The 14,964-nt window shown below is 70.1% G+C and carries 17 protein-coding genes and 1 tRNA gene; 5 read left to right on the top strand and 13 right to left on the bottom strand.

Going from position 1 to position 14,964, the window contains the following annotated elements; genetic code table 11:
* Positions 1-17: 17 nt before the first annotated feature.
* Both grpE and dnaK read right to left on the bottom strand, forming a co-directional pair.
* Positions 18-827, bottom strand: coding sequence for a nucleotide exchange factor GrpE (grpE, locus tag OQ02_RS02020; RefSeq protein WP_033436420.1), 810 nt, complete (start codon positions 825-827; stop codon positions 18-20).
* On the bottom strand, positions 824-2,674 hold the full coding sequence (gene dnaK / locus OQ02_RS02015) for a molecular chaperone DnaK (protein WP_033436419.1): 1,851 nt from the start codon (positions 2,672-2,674) through the stop codon (positions 824-826). Before dnaK ends, grpE begins: the two co-directional genes overlap by 4 nt.
* A 167-nt stretch (positions 2,675-2,841) precedes the next feature.
* Here dnaK and OQ02_RS43520 point away from each other — a divergent pair, with 167 nt between their 5' ends.
* Positions 2,842-3,111 (top strand): hypothetical protein, encoded by a 270-nt coding sequence (locus OQ02_RS43520; protein ID WP_197043195.1) that lies wholly within the window; start codon positions 2,842-2,844, stop codon positions 3,109-3,111.
* A 105-nt stretch (positions 3,112-3,216) separates the two neighbouring features.
* Here OQ02_RS43520 and OQ02_RS02010 read toward each other — a convergent pair whose 3' ends face one another.
* The 4 genes from OQ02_RS02010 to OQ02_RS01995 form a co-directional block, all read right to left on the bottom strand.
* Entirely contained in the window at positions 3,217-4,008 is a 792-nt protein-coding gene (locus OQ02_RS02010; RefSeq protein WP_197043194.1) for a DUF4097 family beta strand repeat-containing protein, read from the bottom strand.
* 213 nt (positions 4,009-4,221) lie between these two features.
* Positions 4,222-4,791 (bottom strand): hypothetical protein, encoded by a 570-nt coding sequence (locus OQ02_RS02005; protein ID WP_033436418.1) that lies wholly within the window; start codon positions 4,789-4,791, stop codon positions 4,222-4,224.
* Between the two features lie 23 nt (positions 4,792-4,814).
* Positions 4,815-5,348, bottom strand: a complete 534-nt coding sequence (locus OQ02_RS02000; RefSeq protein WP_033436417.1) for a TetR/AcrR family transcriptional regulator — start codon at positions 5,346-5,348, stop codon at positions 4,815-4,817.
* Positions 5,335-5,667 carry a DMT family transporter gene (locus OQ02_RS01995; RefSeq protein WP_033436416.1) on the bottom strand — a complete coding sequence of 111 codons (333 nt, stop codon included), beginning with the start codon at positions 5,665-5,667 and terminating at the stop codon, positions 5,335-5,337. Before OQ02_RS01995 ends, OQ02_RS02000 begins: the two co-directional genes overlap by 14 nt.
* Positions 5,668-5,806: 139 nt before the next feature.
* Here OQ02_RS01995 and OQ02_RS01990 point away from each other — a divergent pair, with 139 nt between their 5' ends.
* On the top strand, positions 5,807-8,080 hold the full coding sequence (locus OQ02_RS01990) for a (Fe-S)-binding protein (RefSeq protein ID WP_033436415.1): 2,274 nt from the start codon (positions 5,807-5,809) through the stop codon (positions 8,078-8,080).
* A gap of 98 nt (positions 8,081-8,178) precedes the next feature.
* Here OQ02_RS01990 and OQ02_RS01985 read toward each other — a convergent pair whose 3' ends face one another.
* The gene (locus OQ02_RS01985) at positions 8,179-8,556 is read right to left on the bottom strand and encodes a phage holin family protein (protein WP_033436414.1); all 378 of its coding nucleotides are present in this window, start codon (positions 8,554-8,556) and stop codon (positions 8,179-8,181) included.
* Positions 8,557-8,650: 94 nt separating this feature from the next.
* Between OQ02_RS01985 and OQ02_RS01980 the strand changes: the two genes are divergently transcribed.
* Complete coding sequence (locus OQ02_RS01980) at positions 8,651-9,634, top strand: cation diffusion facilitator family transporter (protein WP_033436413.1); 984 nt, start codon at positions 8,651-8,653, stop codon at positions 9,632-9,634.
* Here OQ02_RS01980 and dcd read toward each other — a convergent pair.
* Entirely contained in the window at positions 9,631-10,212 is a 582-nt protein-coding gene (gene dcd, locus OQ02_RS01975) for a dCTP deaminase (RefSeq protein ID WP_033436934.1), read from the bottom strand. The two genes, OQ02_RS01980 and dcd, sit on opposite strands and share 4 nt — an antisense overlap.
* An 82-nt stretch (positions 10,213-10,294) precedes the next feature.
* On the opposite strand from dcd, the gene OQ02_RS01970 reads away from it, so the two are divergent.
* A tRNA-Gly gene (locus tag OQ02_RS01970) sits at positions 10,295-10,365 on the top strand.
* A gap of 146 nt (positions 10,366-10,511) precedes the next feature.
* On the top strand, positions 10,512-10,898 hold the full coding sequence (locus OQ02_RS01965) for a hypothetical protein (RefSeq protein ID WP_033436933.1): 387 nt from the start codon (positions 10,512-10,514) through the stop codon (positions 10,896-10,898).
* Between the two features lie 134 nt (positions 10,899-11,032).
* Here OQ02_RS01965 and OQ02_RS01960 read toward each other — a convergent pair whose 3' ends face one another.
* The 5 genes from OQ02_RS01960 to OQ02_RS01940 all read right to left on the bottom strand — a co-directional run bounded on the left by OQ02_RS01960 (position 11,033) and on the right by OQ02_RS01940 (position 14,839).
* Positions 11,033-11,431, bottom strand: coding sequence for a DUF5313 family protein (locus tag OQ02_RS01960; RefSeq protein ID WP_033436412.1), 399 nt, complete (start codon positions 11,429-11,431; stop codon positions 11,033-11,035).
* Positions 11,428-11,877 carry a MarR family winged helix-turn-helix transcriptional regulator gene (locus OQ02_RS01955; protein WP_033436411.1) on the bottom strand — a complete coding sequence of 150 codons (450 nt, stop codon included), beginning with the start codon at positions 11,875-11,877 and terminating at the stop codon, positions 11,428-11,430. Before OQ02_RS01955 ends, OQ02_RS01960 begins: the two co-directional genes overlap by 4 nt.
* Before the next feature lie 57 nt (positions 11,878-11,934).
* Positions 11,935-12,321: a hypothetical protein gene (locus OQ02_RS01950; protein WP_231499833.1), complete on the bottom strand. Its 387-nt coding sequence runs from the start codon at positions 12,319-12,321 to the stop codon at positions 11,935-11,937.
* Between the two features lie 60 nt (positions 12,322-12,381).
* Positions 12,382-13,194, bottom strand: coding sequence for a class I SAM-dependent methyltransferase (locus tag OQ02_RS01945; RefSeq protein ID WP_033436409.1), 813 nt, complete (start codon positions 13,192-13,194; stop codon positions 12,382-12,384).
* A gap of 130 nt (positions 13,195-13,324) precedes the next feature.
* Positions 13,325-14,839, bottom strand: coding sequence for a sodium:solute symporter family protein (locus OQ02_RS01940; RefSeq protein ID WP_033436408.1), 1,515 nt, complete (start codon positions 14,837-14,839; stop codon positions 13,325-13,327).
* Between the last annotated feature and the right edge of the window lie 125 nt (positions 14,840-14,964).

The raw sequence follows: 14,964 nt of genomic DNA, 5'->3' as shown, positions 1-14,964 counted from the left end.
GACGCCGCCCCCCTTCATCAACCCTGCTGGTGCTGCTCTTCGGCGGACTTCTCGGCGGACTTCTCGGCGGACGTCGCCGCTGACTCGTCGGCGGGCTCCTCGACCGGCTGGGCCGCGGACTCGACGACGGGCTCGGCGGCCGGTTCGTGATCGGTCACCGCGACCAGCGCGGGCCGCAGCACGCGCTCGCCGAACCGGTAGCCGCGGCGGAGCACGGCGGTGACGGTCGGCCCGCTGACGTCCGGGGACGTGCTGTGCTGCACGGCCTCGTGGACGGACGGGTCGAACTCCTCACCCTCGTGCCCGAACGGCACCAGGCCGGTGCCGTGCAGCGCGCCGACCAGCTTGTCGGCCACCGCCTTGAACGCGCCGGTGAGGTCACCGTGCGCGCCGGCCCGCTCGATGTCGTCCAGCACGGACAGCAGCTCGCCGGCCACCTGCGCCTTGGCGGTGTTGATCACGACTTCGCGGTCGCGGTCGACGCGCTTGCGGTAGTTGGCGTACTCCGCGGTCAACCGCTGGAGGTCGGCGGTCCGCTCGTCGAGCTGCGACTTCAGCTCGACGCTCGGGTCGTCGGCCACGGCCTGCTCCGCCAGGTCGGGGGCGGAGTGCTTGCCACCACCCGCCGGGCCGGGCGCCTCGCCGGGCTCCGAGAGCGAGCCCGACACGGACTCGGTCTCGGGCTCGGCACCGGATTCCGCACCAGACTGTGCGTCCGACTCGACCGGCGTGTCCTCGGGGGACGGGGTGCGCATCTCACCGGTGTCCGGGTCGACGCGCCTGCGGTCGCGCACCACGACGTGGGGCTGTTCCTCGGGCTGGGTCACTTCTTCTCGTCCTCGTCGACGATCTCCGCGTCCACCACGTCGTCGGCCTTGGGCGCGTCACCGGTGGGCGCACCACCGGCGGCACCGGCCGCGTCGCCCGTGGGCGCGTTGGCGTACAGGGACTGGCCGATGGCCTGGGACTCCGTGGCCAGCTTCTCCACCGCGGCGCGGATCTTGGCGATGTCCTCGCCCTTCAGCGCCTCGGTGGTCTCGGCGACGGCCGCGGTGACCTTCTCCTTGACCTCGGCCGGGATCTTGTCCTCGTTCTCCTTGAGGACCTTCTCCGTCTGGTAGACCAGCGTCTCGGCCTGGTTGCGGACCTCGGCCTCGTCGCGGCGGCGCTTGTCCTCCTCGGCGTGCGCCTCGGCGTCCTTGATCATCCGGTCGATGTCGTCCTTCGGCAGCGCGGAGCCGCCGGTGATCGTCATCCGCTGCTCCTTGCCCGTGCCCATGTCCTTCGCGGACACGTGCACGATGCCGTTCGCGTCGATGTCGAAGGTGACCTCGATCTGCGGGACGCCGCGCGGCGCGGGCGGCAGGCCGGTCAGCTCGAACATGCCGAGCTTCTTGTTGTCCCGGGCGAACTCGCGCTCGCCCTGGAAGACCTGGATCTGCACGGACGGCTGGTTGTCGTCGGCGGTGGTGAAGATCTCCGAGCGCTTGGTCGGGATCGTCGTGTTCCGCTCGATGAGCTTGGTCATCACGCCGCCCTTGGTCTCGATGCCCAGGGACAGCGGGGTGACGTCGAGCAGCAGGACGTCCTTGACCTCGCCCTTCAGCACACCGGCCTGGAGGGCGGCGCCGATCGCGACGACCTCGTCCGGGTTGACGCCCTTGTTCGGCTCACGGCCGCCGGTCAGCTCCTTGACCAGCTCGGCCACCGCGGGCATGCGGGTGGAGCCACCCACGAGCACCACGTGGTCGATGTCGCCGACGCTGACGCCGGCGTCCTTGATCACGTTGTTGAACGGCGCGCGGGTGCGCTCCAGCAGGTCGTTGGTGATGCGCTGGAACTCGGCGCGCGACAGCGTCTCGTCCATGAACAGCGGGTTCTTGTCCGAGTCCACGGTGATGTAGGGCAGGTTGATGGAGGCGTTGTTCGAGCTGGACAGCTCGATCTTGGCCTTCTCGGCTGCCTCGCGGATGCGCTGCAACGCCATCTTGTCCTTGGTCAGGTCGATGCCGTTGGTCTGCTTGAACCGCTCGACCAGCCAGTCGACGATGCGCTGGTCCCAGTCGTCGCCACCGAGGTGGTTGTCACCGGAGGTCGCCTTGACCTCGACCACGCCCTCGGCCAGCTCGAGCAGCGAGACGTCGAACGTGCCGCCACCGAGGTCGAAGACAAGGATGGTCTGCTCCTTGTCGCCCTTGTCGAGGCCGTAGGCCAGGGCGGCGGAGGTGGGCTCGTTGACGATGCGCAGCACGTTGAGGCCCGCGATCTGGCCGGCCTCCTTGGTGGCCTGGCGCTGCGAGTCCTCGAAGTAGGCCGGGACGGTGATCACCGCGTCGGTGATCTCCTCGCCCAGGTACGCCTCGGCGTCGCGCTTGAGCTTCATCAGCACGCGCGCGCTGATCTCCTGGGGGGTGTACTGCTTGCCGTCGATGTCCTCGGTCTTCCAGTCCAGGCCGATGTGGCGCTTGACGGACCGGATGGTGCGGTCGACGTTGGTCACCGCCTGGTTCTTGGCGGGCTGACCGGTGAGCACTTCGCCGTTCTTGGCGAAGGCCACGATGGACGGGGTGGTACGCGACCCTTCGGAGTTGGCGATCACCGTCGGCTCGCCACCCTCGAGAACGGCGACGACGGAGTTGGTCGTCCCAAGGTCGATGCCGACCGCTCGCGCCATTGGATTCCTCCTGGTAGTGCGTGTGTGAGAGCCCCGCGTTGAGCGGCACCGGCTCAAGTTTGCCAGTTGCGGCGGACTTGAGTCCACTCGGCTCAATCTTTCTGCCTGTCCAACGGCCGGGGGCGTTCCGGTGTTCCCGTGACGGCGTGATCCGGGACACTCGTGGCGTGGACTCACCTGCCGACATGACGGTCGCCGTCACCCGGTCGATGCAGGAGTGCACAGGTCGCACGCTGGGCGAATGGGTCGCGCTGGTCGAGGGGACGTCACTCGATCCAGTGGACCGGAAGGCCGTCTGGGCGTGGCTGCGGGACGTGCTGCGGCCGATGTTCGCGTGCCGTTCGTGCGGGGACGGCAGTTCGCGGCGGTGCGGGCGTTGGCGTCGCGGGTCGACCTGGGGCTGCGGTTCACGACCGCGCCGGACAGCGCCCGGTTGACGCGGGCGGCCCCGGCCAGTCGACCCACAAGGTGTCGCTGACCGGGGCGGACGAGGTGTACGGAGAGGTGGAGGCGTTGCTGCCGGCGGCGTACGAGCAGAACGCCTAGGCGGCGCGCAGCGTCACGTCGCCGCTGCCGGAGCGGAGGACCAGTTCGACGGAGGCGCTCGGGTCGTCGGTGATCTCGACTTCCTGGTCACCGCTGTCCGCGACCACGTTCACCTTGTAGGCGCCCTTCGGGACCTTGACGGTGAGGTTGCCGCTGCCCGACTCGGCGCGCACCGAGACCGCGGCGGCCGTGTGCACCTCCACGTCACCGGAGCTGCTGTCGACCGTCACCGCGCCGCGCATGTCCGCCAGCCGGGCGTTGCCGGAGTGGATCAGGGTCTGGGAGTCGCCGCCGACGCCGGCCACGTCCAGGTCCCCCGAGCCGATGTCGACGCGGACCACGCCGGCGACGTCGCGCACCGTCGCGTTGCCGGAACCGATCTCGACCTCGACCTCGGCCACGCCTTCGAGGCGGACGTCACCGGAGTCGTTGGTGCCGGTGATCCGGACGTCCTTCGAGGGGACCGTGACCTCGTAGTCCACCGAGCAGTTGTGGCCGCAGCCGTCGAGGACCAGGGTGGAACCCTCCGTGCGGTGGCTGACGCCCTCGGGCTTCTCCCTGTCCTTGGGGTAGCGGACGTGCCGCCGGACCTCGGTGTCGCCGCCGCCACCACCGGCGCGGCTGCGGACGAGGACGTCGCCCGCGCCGTTCTGCAGCCGGACCTCGGTCACCTGACCGGTCACCGAGTGCTGGTCGTCGAAGCCCGACTGGACGAGCTGCACGCACGACGTGAGCGCCACCGCCGCCGCCACCGCCACGACGGCCGCCAACGCGATCCGCTTTACCACCACTGCCCCCTCAAGCCTCACTGTTGTCGAGGTTCAAGGTAGGCGGGCCCGGCCGGCCGCCACACCAGGAAGACCCCCGACCCCGTACGGGGGCTGGCCCTACCCCCGAGCTCAGCCCCGGCCGGACGACTCGCGGGGTTCTGAACGTAGGACACGGGTGTTCTGGAGGTAGGACTCACGGGTTCTGGGGGTAGGACTCACTGGGGGGTGGGGTCAGGCGAGGGATTCGACGACGGTGCGGAGGGCGGGGGCGGAGCGGGCCGGGTCGCTGAGGAAGCGCTGCGAGGCGATCACGTGGGTCTCGGTCATCCGCTCCCACACCAAGCCCTGCACGGGCACCTCCGTGATCACCAGGCGGAACGGCTTCACGTACCGCCCGATCCGGTCCTCCACGCCGCGCACGACCTCGCCGATCGGCAGCGCGCCCCGCGACTGCACGTGCCGCTGCCCGTACTCCACCGCAGCCGCGCCGAGGGCCTGCACGGCGGTCCGCAGCCCCGGTCGGATCTGCAACGACGCGCCGGCCGGGTCGTCCGGCGCGCCACCCGGCAGGTCGGCGCGGGCGTGGTCGAGCACGTCCGCCCACCAGCCCAGCCACTCCTCGGCCGCCGCGACGCGGTCGACGCCCGACGGCACCACCACCGGCACCGACGGGTCGAGTCCGGGTAGTTCGGGCACGGTGTCGACCGAGAGCGCGAGCGTGTCGCGGATGAACAGCGCGGTGTTGACCGCCTGACTCGTCCCGTGCGACACCTGCCACGACTCACGACCGGCGAACCTCATGCCACCAGTGTCCCGCGTGAAGGTCATCCGCCGGGCATCAGAAGGGACACAACGGGCTCCAAATCCTGCGCCATTGGGGGGAAATCCGCGATCAACGCCTGGATCAGCAGCCCGTCGAGGCCCGCGAGGAGCGCGCGCAGCGCCACCGGGTCGCACGGGCCGGCGACGTCAGCCATGAGCGAGATCCACCGCCGCGCCGCCGGCCGCAACTCGGGTCGGCGGGCCGCCAGGAGGTACAGCTCGTACTCGGCGAGCGTCCGCCCGCGGTGCGCGCCGGCGGCGTCCGCGATGAACCGCGCCACCGCCGCCGGTGTCAGGTCCACGCTGCGGAAGCTGGTGGCCATCTGGTCGGCCGACCACGTCAGCGTCGCGATCAGCAGGTCGTCCAGCGTCGCGTAGTAGTAGGTGGGCGACGTCGGCGGCACGCCCGCCTCGCGCGCCACGGACCGGTGGCTCACCCCGGCCACGCCGTCCCGTTCGACGACCCTCAGCGTGGCTTCGAGGATCGCCTGCCGACGCCGGTCGCCGCGCGCCCGCCGGCCGTCAGGCGCCCGCACCGCTGCCCAGTTCGATGGCCACCACCCCGGCGATCACGAGGACCAGCCCGACCACCGTGGTGGCGTTCAGCGGCTCCTTGAACAGCACGACCCCGATCCCCGCGACGGCCGCGATCCCGAACGCGCACCAGATCGCGTACGCCACGCCGATCGGCATCCCGAGTTGCAGCACCTTCGCCAGCGCCCCGAACGCGATCACGTACCCCACGACGACCACCGCGGACGGGATCGGCTTGCTGAAGCCCTCGGACAACTTGAGCGAGACAGTGGCGGTGACCTCGCCGATGATCGCCACTGCCAGCGCCAGGTACACGAGCACGCGCCCACCTCAACAAGTTGAACGTTCGTCCCACAAGTCTACCGCTCGTATGTGATCGGCCACGTCCAAGTGGTTACCGGTCAGTAATCGGGCGTAGGCTGCCGCTCCAGGAGAACGGACGAGAAAGGCCGCCACCACAATGGGAGCCCTCCAGCTCACCCTCGGCGCCATCGGCGTCGCCGTCAGCGTGTACGCCTGGGGCCTGTTCGTCGCCGGTGTCCTGCGGATGATCAGGATCATCCGACTGGGGCAGCCCGACGCGACCCGCAACGGGCCGTTCGTGCCCCGCATGCGCACCCTGATCGTGGAGTTCGCCGCGCACACCAGGATGGCCAAGCTCCGCAAGGTCGCGCCCTGGCACTGGATGGTGATGTGGGGCTTCCTGATCGGCTCCGCGGCGCTGTTCGAGGCCTACGGCGAGGTCTTCTACCCCGGCTTCCACTGGCCGATCATCGGCTCCTGGCCGCTCTGGTCGCTGCTGGTCGAACTGCTCGGCCTCGGCACCGTGGCCGGCGGTGTGGCCCTGGCGGTCATCCGCCAGCTCAACCACCCGCGCCGCGCCGACCGGCTGTCCCGGTTCGCGGGCTCCGACTTCAAGGCCGCGTACTTCGTCGAAGCGGTCGTGATCATCGAGGGCCTCGGCATCATCGGCGTGAAGGCCTTCAAGCAGTCCTCCGGCCTGGAGGACCCGCCGCTGTGGTCGTCGTTCGTGACCGCGCCGCTGGCCGAGATCCTGCCCTCGAACCCGGACTGGGTCTCGATCATGGCGGTCATCAAGCTGCTGTCCGCCATGGTCTGGCTGGTCGTGGTGGCGAAGAACCTGACCATGGGCGTCGCGTGGCACCGGTTCAGCGCGTTCTTCAACATCTACTTCAAGCGCGAGGACGACGGCGGCGTCGCGCTCGGCGCGCTGAAGCCGATGATGAGCGGCGGCAAGGTCCTCGACCTGGAGGAAGCCGACCCCGACAAGGACGTGTTCGGCGTCGGCAAGGTCGAGGACTTCTCCTGGAAGGGCTGGCTGGACTTCAGCACCTGCACCGAGTGCGGTCGCTGCCAGTCCCAGTGCCCGGCGTGGAACACCGGCAAGCCGCTGTCCCCGAAGCTCCTCATCACCCAGCTCCGCGACCACGCCTACGCCAAGGCCCCGTACCTGCTCGCCGGCGGCAGCAAGGACATGGCGGGCGACGAGGTCGGCCTGACCGGCGACAAGTACGAGGACTACAAGAAGCGCCTCGAATCGATCGACGTGCTGGCGATGGCCGAGTCGGAGCGCCCGCTGGTCGGCAGCGCGGACGAGCTGGGCGTCATCGACCCCGAGGTGCTGTGGTCCTGCACCTCGTGCGGCGCGTGCGTCGAGCAGTGCCCGGTGGACATCGAGCACGTCGACCACATCGTCGACATGCGCCGCTACCAGGTGCTGATCGAGTCGAACTTCCCGTCCGAGCTGGGCGGCATGTTCAAGAACCTGGAGAACAAGGGCAACCCGTGGGGCCAGAACGCCAAGGACCGCCTGGCGTGGACCGAAGGCCTGGACTTCGACGTGCCGGTGTTCGACGGCGAGCTGGGTGACGCCGAGTACCTGTTCTGGGTCGGCTGCGCGGGCGCGTTCGAGGACCGGGCGAAGAAGACCACCCGGGCGGTGGCCGAGCTGCTGCACACCGCGGACGTCAAGTACACCGTGCTGGGGCCGGAGGAGACCTGCACCGGCGACCCGGCGCGGCGCGCGGGCAACGAGTTCCTGTTCCAGATGCTGGCGCAGCAGAACGTCGAGGTGCTGAACACGGTCTTCGACGGTCGCGGACCGGGTCAGCGCAAGATCGTCGTGACGTGCGCGCACTGCTTCAACACGCTGGCCAACGAGTACCCGCAGGTGGGCGGCACGTTCGAGGTCGTGCACCACACGCAGTTGCTCAACAAGCTGGTGCGCGAGCGGAGGCTGGTGCCGGTGGCGGAGGTCGCGGAGGACATCACCTACCACGACCCGTGCTACCTGGGCCGGCACAACAAGATCTACGAGGCGCCGCGCGAGCTGGTCGGCGCTTCGGGTGCGACGCTGCGGGAGATGCCGCGCCACGGCGACCGCTCCATGTGCTGCGGCGCCGGTGGCGCCCGCATGTGGATGGAGGAGCGGATCGGCAAGCGCATCAACCTCGACCGGGTGGACGAGGCGCTGGGCACCGCGCCGTCGAAGATCGCGACGGGCTGCCCGTTCTGCCGGGTCATGTTGACCGATGGTGTGACGGCGCGGCAGAACGAGGGCGCGGCGGGCTCGCACGTCGAGGTCGTCGACGTGGCGCAGCTGCTGCTGACGTCCGTGCGCCGGGGCAAGGCCCTGGAGCGCGGCGACGTGCCGACGGACGAGTCCGCCACCGGCACCCCGCTGCCGAACGAGGACAAGGCGTCGTCCAGCTAGTCCCTTGTGGCCGGTCGCTTGTGGACGACGACGCCCCTCGGTCCTGTTCGGACCGAGGGGCGTCGTCGTGTTCCGGGTTCCGGGGATCGATCCGGGTTTCAGTCGGTGATGCGGTCGTAGACGAGGTTCAGGACCCAGCTCGTCAGGGCCACGATGATCGCGCCCCAGAACGCGGGCCAGAAGCCGCTGACGTCGAACGGCAGGCCGAGCTCGTTCGCCAGCCAGCCGGTGAGCCAGAACAGCAGCGCGTTCACGATCAGGCCGATGAGACCCAGCGTGACCAGGTAGAACAGGCAGCCGAAGAACTTCACCAGCGGCTTGACCACCGCGTTGACCAGGCCGAAGAGCAGCGCGACGCCGATCAGCGTGCCGATCTTCGCCGGGGTCGACGCGCCCGGTTCCAGGTCGATGCCCGGAATGAGCGTGGCGACCCAGACCGCCACCGCCGTCAGCAGTACGTGCACCAAAATGCCCATGCCGCAGGCTAACGGTGGCGGCGGCCGTCCAAAAGGGTCGGACGCGACGGCGGCATGTCGCGCGGGACGTGCCGTTCCGCCCTAACGTCGGGCCATGGCACCTGACCGGTCGAAGGGCGGCGACAGCGCGGTCACCGTCCTGCTCGCCCTGGCGGTGAACCTGGCCATCGCGGTGATGAAGGCGATCGCCGGGGTGATCACCGGGTCGGCGGCGATGATGTCGGAGGCGGCGCACTCGGTCGCCGACACGTTCACCGAGGCCCTGCTGCTGACGGCGCTGCGCCGCTCCGCCCGGCCCGCCGACCGCAGGCACCCGTTCGGGTATGGGAAGGACCGGTACTTCTGGTCGCTGCTCGCGGCGGTGTCGATCTTCGTTTCGGGGGCGGTGTTCGCGTTCTACGAAGGCTTCCGGACCGTGTTCGGCGCGCCGGAGGAGCAGAACAGCCCGGTGGTCGGGTACGTCGTGCTGGCCGTCGCATTCGCGCTGGAGTCGGTGTCGTGGACGCAGGCCGTGCGGCAGGTGCGGCGGGAGGCGCGGGCACAGGAGCGGTCGGTGCTCGCGTACCTGCGGGTGTCGGACGACCCGACGGTGAAGACGGTGTTCCTGGAGGACTCGGCCGCGCTGGTCGGGCTGCTGCTGGCGTTCGGCGGGCTGGGGCTGCACCACGTGACCGGGTCGTCGGTGTGGGACGGCGTGGCGTCGTTGGCGATCGGGGTGCTGCTCGCGTTCGCCGCGTACACGTTGGCGTCGACCAACCGGGGGCTGCTGATCGGCAGGCAGGCCGACCCGGTGCTGGTGCGGGCGGTGTGGTCGGAGCTGCGGGCGGCGCCGGAGGTCGAGCAGGTGGTGGACCTGCTGACGATGGCCGTCGGCACGGACCGGGTGCTGGTGTGCGCGCGGATCGACTTCGACGACTCGCTCGGTGCGGCCGACCTGGAGCGGGCGTGCGTCCGGATCGACGCCGAACTCCGCGCCGCGCACGCCGAGCTGGACGAGGTGTTCCTGGAGCCGGTGCCGCGGAACGACCCGGAGCTGCGGTCGCGCGTGCTGGCCAGGTACGGGGAGCTGGAGCTCTAGCGCTGGGTGTCGGTGCGGTGGAAGTTGAGGTAGGCGCGTGACGGCGTCGGCCCGCGCTGGCCCTGGTAGCGGGAGCCGGCCTGCGCCGAGCCGTACGGGAACTCGGCCGCGCTGCTGAGCCGGAAGAGGCACAGCTGGCCGATCTTCATGCCGGGCCAGAGGGTGATCGGCAGGTTGGCCACGTTCGACAGCTCGAGCGTGATGTGGCCCGAGAAGCCGGGGTCGATGAAGCCGGCGGTGGAGTGGGTGAGGAGGCCGAGGCGGCCGAGCGACGACTTGCCCTCGAGCCGGCCCGCCAGGTCGTCCGGGAGGGTGACCAGCTCGAACGTCGAGCCGAGCACGAACTCGCCCGGGTGGAGCACGAACGGCTCGTCGTCGGCCGGCTCGACCAGCGAGGTGAGGTCGTCCTGCTGCATCGCCGGGTCGATGTGCGTGTACCGGGTGTTGTTGAAGACGCGGAAGAAGCGGTCCAGCCGGACGTCGATGCTGGACGGCTGCACCATGACGTCGTCGAACGGCTCCAGCACCAACCGGCCGGACTCGACCTCTTTGCGCAGATCACGGTCACTTAGCAGCACGGGCACAGCCTATGGGTGGGCCGATCGGGGCACGGGCGGTGGGTGGTCGGGTGGGGTCTGTGTATGATCGGGCACGCAACACGCGGGTGTAGTTCATTGGTAGAACGACAGCTTCCCAAGCTGTAGAGGCGGGTTCGATTCCCGTCACCCGCTCAGCGCACGAAGGCCCAGGTCAGCGCCGGTAAGCCGGTTGACCTGGGCCTTCGTCGTAGTCGGGCCAGGACGTCACCGCACTGGTCCACGTGCGGTTGATCGACCGGGACTACGGCACCCGAGTCGTCCGCGCCACAATCGGGTGCGTGGAGCGAACGGTGTACGTGCGGTTCCAGGGGACGGTCCGGCATGAGCGCGGGTTCTTGCCGGGGGTGTTCTGGTTGGTCAACGGGCTGGCGCGGGACGGGGTGCTGACCGACGGGCAGGAGCGGTTCCGGCGGGACAACAACGCCTGGTTCGACGCGGCCTACACGACGCCCTCGCACGTCGACCCGACCGTCTACGACCGGGAGCTGAACCCCGGCGCGGTGGCGTGGTTCAAGTCGTCGGCCCGGCACCTGATCGAGCGGGTCGACGGGTACCTGGAGATCCTGGCCGCGCACGGGGTGGCGTGCGAGCGGGTCGAGTCGTGCGATCCCGGTCGGGTCGTCTACGAGGACGAGCACCAGGTCGTCGTGGTGCCGCACGGTTAGTGACGGCGGCGCAGCCACGAGTCCGACCGACCCGAGGACGTGCAGAGGTCGGCCGGCAGCTCCACCGCGTGCGCGGCGGCTTGGTCGGGTGGGGTGGCGGGGCAGTGGCACCAGCAGGCGACCGGCCCCGGCGGTCAGGACCCGTTTTCCGTCGAGCGCCACACCTGCTCGTAGCGCTCCTGGTCCCGCTTCGTCCGCTCCTTGCGCACCGCCGCCGCCGCGCCCGCCGGGTAGCCGTACTTCGTCATCCGGTGGTCGGTGCTCTCGATCGCGTACGACACCCCGAAGTACACGCCCACCACGAGCCCCAACGACCCGCACGCGATCGCCAGCGGCAACGGGGAACCCAGGCCCAGCACCAGCGCCAGCGTGATGGCCACCGTCAACGGCAGCACCTGGAGGAACATCCGGACCGCGAACCAGACCAGCCACGACGGCTTCGTCGCCTGCCGGAACACCCACTCGCGGTGGTGCCGGGGCAGCCTGCCGCCGAGCAGGTACCAGGCGCGCAGTGGCAGGCCGGGCCGGTTCACGTCCGCTCCGTCGCGGCGATCACCCTGGTCAGCACCGAGTGCAGGTCGCGCAACTCGTCCAGCGACATGCCCAGCCGCTCCACCACCGCGGGCGGGATGGCCAACGCCTGCTCGCGCAGCGCCGCGCCGGCCTCGGTCAGCGTCACGGCGAGCAGCCGCTCGTCCGCCGCGTCCCTCGCCCTCGTCACGTACCCGATCGCCTCCAGCCGCTTGAGCAGCGGCGACAGCGTCGCGGGCTCCAACGCCAGCAACCGGCTCAGCTCCTTCACCGACAGGGGCGCGCGGCCCCACAGCGCGAGCATCACCAGGTACTGCGGGTGGGTGAGGCCCATGGGCTCCAACAGCGGTCGGTAGAGCGCGACCACGTTCCTGGACGCGATGGACAACGCGAAGCAGACCTGCCGTTCCAGGGCCAGCGGGTCCTCGACGTTTTGTGCACTAATCATTAGTACGCACACTACGCCGTGGGCAGTGGTTCCCGGGTGCGACGATCCCCACAGCCGTCAGCGGGCTTCCAGCTCCGCCCAACCACCGCCACGCGCCAGCACGGCACGCACGTCGGCCGCGTGCTCGACCACGCCCGCGAGATCGCTGTGCAGCAGCGCCGCCCGGTCCGCGTCCACCGGCAGCACGTCGTCCCGCCACAAATCCAGCGGCAGGCTCACCACGAACACGACCGAGTCGACCAGCCGCAGCACCGCCGCCGCCTGGTCACCGGCGCACGCGCCCCGGATCCCGTCGCACTCGGCCAGCACTTCCCGCAACCCGCCCAAGGCCGCCGCCGGCGTGCCGTCCCACTCGGCCGGGGGCCACAGCCGGCTGGTCAGCGCCAGCCACAGCCGCCACCCGGCGGCCGACTCGGCCTCGTCCTGCGGTCGCCAACCGTCCACGCACCCCACTGTGCGGGCGGGATCGGGTGCCCGCACAGCGGAGATGACCGATCCCACAGATCAACGGGTAGGCGTCACCTGCGCGACCGACCGCGCGACGGTGATCACGTGGGGCGACGCGCCGAGGACGGACTCCTCCTGCTCGACTTGCCGCGACGCCCACAGCAGGTAGTCGAGCCGGTCCGGGTCGGCGTAGACGGCGTCCAGGGCGGCGTTCGACTGCAGCCCCGCCGCGCCTTCCACGGCGAACGTCCCGACCACGTCCAGCCCTGCCTCGCGTGCTTCTTCGGCAGCCTCGCCTGAACGGTGGAAGTACGCGGTAGTGAACCAGACCGTGTCCGCCGGCGGCAGGTGGTGGCCGGTCTCCAACGCGTGCGCCACGACGTCCCGGTACCGCGAGTCCTGCACGAACTCGCGGCGCAGCCCGTCGAGCAGCGACGCGAACCGCCCGATCACGGCACCCAGCACAACCCCGCCGGGCCGCACCACGCGCAGCGCCTCGCGCCACGCCCGCAGCCGGTCTTCCCGCGTCGTCAGGTGGTAGAGCGGGCCGAGCAGCAGCACCACGTCGAACGGTCCGTCGACCGGCAGGTCACGGGCGTCACCGACGACGGCGGACACCCCGGGCAACGCGCCGGCCGCCTCCACGTGCGACGGCACGGGGTCGACCACGAGCACGTCGTGCCCGTCCTCCGCCAACCACGCCGCGTGCACGCCGGCCGCCCCGCCGACGTCCAGCACCCGACTCCGCTCACCGGCGAACCGCCGCACGATGTCCTGCGTCCGCAGGAACTCCAGCCGGCCGGTCCCGCCGGCGCGCAGCCGGTCCTCTTCCAGGCCTCGGTCGTAGAACTCCCTGATCTCCCGGTCCATCTTCCGACTGTATGAACGGGCGCAATCGCTTTCCGGCCCACGAATTCGCCCTCGACGCCACTGTGCGGACGGGGTTCGAGCCCCGTCCGCACAGTGGGGATGACCGGTCCCGCCGATCACCGGGGAGGCGTCACGCGCGGGCGGACACCTTCTCCTCGTCGGGGTCGGACCGCAGCGAGTCGACCAGCTCGTCCCGGTCGGCCGACGGCTCGGGCTTCAGCACGAGCCCGACCACCAGGTACAGCACGAGGGACAGGAGCAGCGGCCAAGACACGATCACCGCCTGCGTGACGAACTCGACCTTGTTCTGCTGCATCACGTACAGCACGGCCCACGTGCCGAGGCCGCCGATCACCGAGGCCTTCGCGGCGGTCGGCCCGACCTTCCGGAACCACGGCAGCATGCCGAGCATCAGCGGGATGGCGATCGGCCCCATCGTGGCCGCCACCAGCGCGATCACGACCTTGAGCACGAACCCCTTGGTGTCCGCGGTCAGCGCGATCGTCATGCTCAGCCCGATGAACGCGAACGTGGTGATCCGCGCCAGCTGCAGCTGCGCGGGCTCGCTGAGCCGCGTCACGCCCTTCCACAGCCTGGGCAGCATGTCCCGCGTGATGACCGCGGAGATCACGTTGGCGTCCGACGACACCATCGCCATGGTGTGCGAGAAGAAACCCGCCAGCACCAGGCCGATCATGCCCGCCGGCAGCATCATCTTGCCCATCTCGACGTACGCCTGCTCGGCGTTGCCCTCCATGCCCGGCACGATCAGCGGCGCCGCCCACATCGGGAAGAACAGCACCAGCGGCCAGACCAGCCACAGCACGCTGGACAGCAGCGCGGAGCGCTTGGCGGCGGCACCCGTCGGCGCGGCCATGTAGCGCTGCGCCAGGTTCCACATGCCGCCGTTGTACTCCAGCGTCTTGATCAGGAACAGCGCCATGAAGAAGATCAGCGTGTACTGGCCGGACAGCGGCTCGGAGTGCGTTTCGGGCAGCTGGTCCCAGATCTTCCACATGAAGTCGATGCCGCCGAAGTGCGCGGCGACCGCGACGAACATGGCGATGCCGGCCACGCCCTGGATGATGAACTGGCCGAAGTCGGTCAGCGCGTCCGCCCACAGGCCGCCGAGCACCGAGTAGACCATCGTGACGGCGCCGACGATCGTGATGCCGAGCCAGATCGGGACGCCCGCGAAGCCCTGGAGCAGCAGCGAGACGGCGACCCACTTGGCCGCGATGTCCACCACCTTCAGCGCCGCGCCCGCCCACGCCATGATCTGCTGCGTCGGCACGTCGTAGCGGCGGGCGAGGTACTCCAGCGGCGACTTGACGCCGTGCTTGGAGCGCAGCCGGTTCCACGCGCCCGCCCAGAGGAACGCGCCGATGCCGACGCCGAGCCCGATCGTCAGCGCCCACCAGATGTAGACGGTCAACCCGAGGCGGTAGGCCTCGGCGGCGAAGGCCACGAACATGACCGCGCTGTAGCCCGACATGTGGTGCGAGATGCCGGACAACCACCAGGGCATCTTGCCGCCCGCGGTGAAGAAGTCGGCGATGTTCTTGATCCGCCCGCGTGACCAGTAGCCGATCGCCACCATCACGAAGAAGTACCCACCGACGACGACCCAGTCGAGGGTGTCCATGAGGCCTCCACGAGTGCTCGGCCCACGGGTGGCAGCGCTTGGAGTCCGGCGGCGGCGCGCGGCGTCCCACATGGGTGTGTGACGTACGTCTTACGAGGCCGTTGCCTCTGATGGAAGGCGGTGGA

The organism is Saccharothrix sp. NRRL B-16314, assembly GCF_000716595.1.
Classification (GTDB): Bacteria; Actinomycetota; Actinomycetes; order Mycobacteriales; family Pseudonocardiaceae; genus Actinosynnema.
The sequence above is the reverse complement of the archived record's forward strand: the minus strand, read 5'-3'. Positions and strand labels throughout refer to the sequence as shown.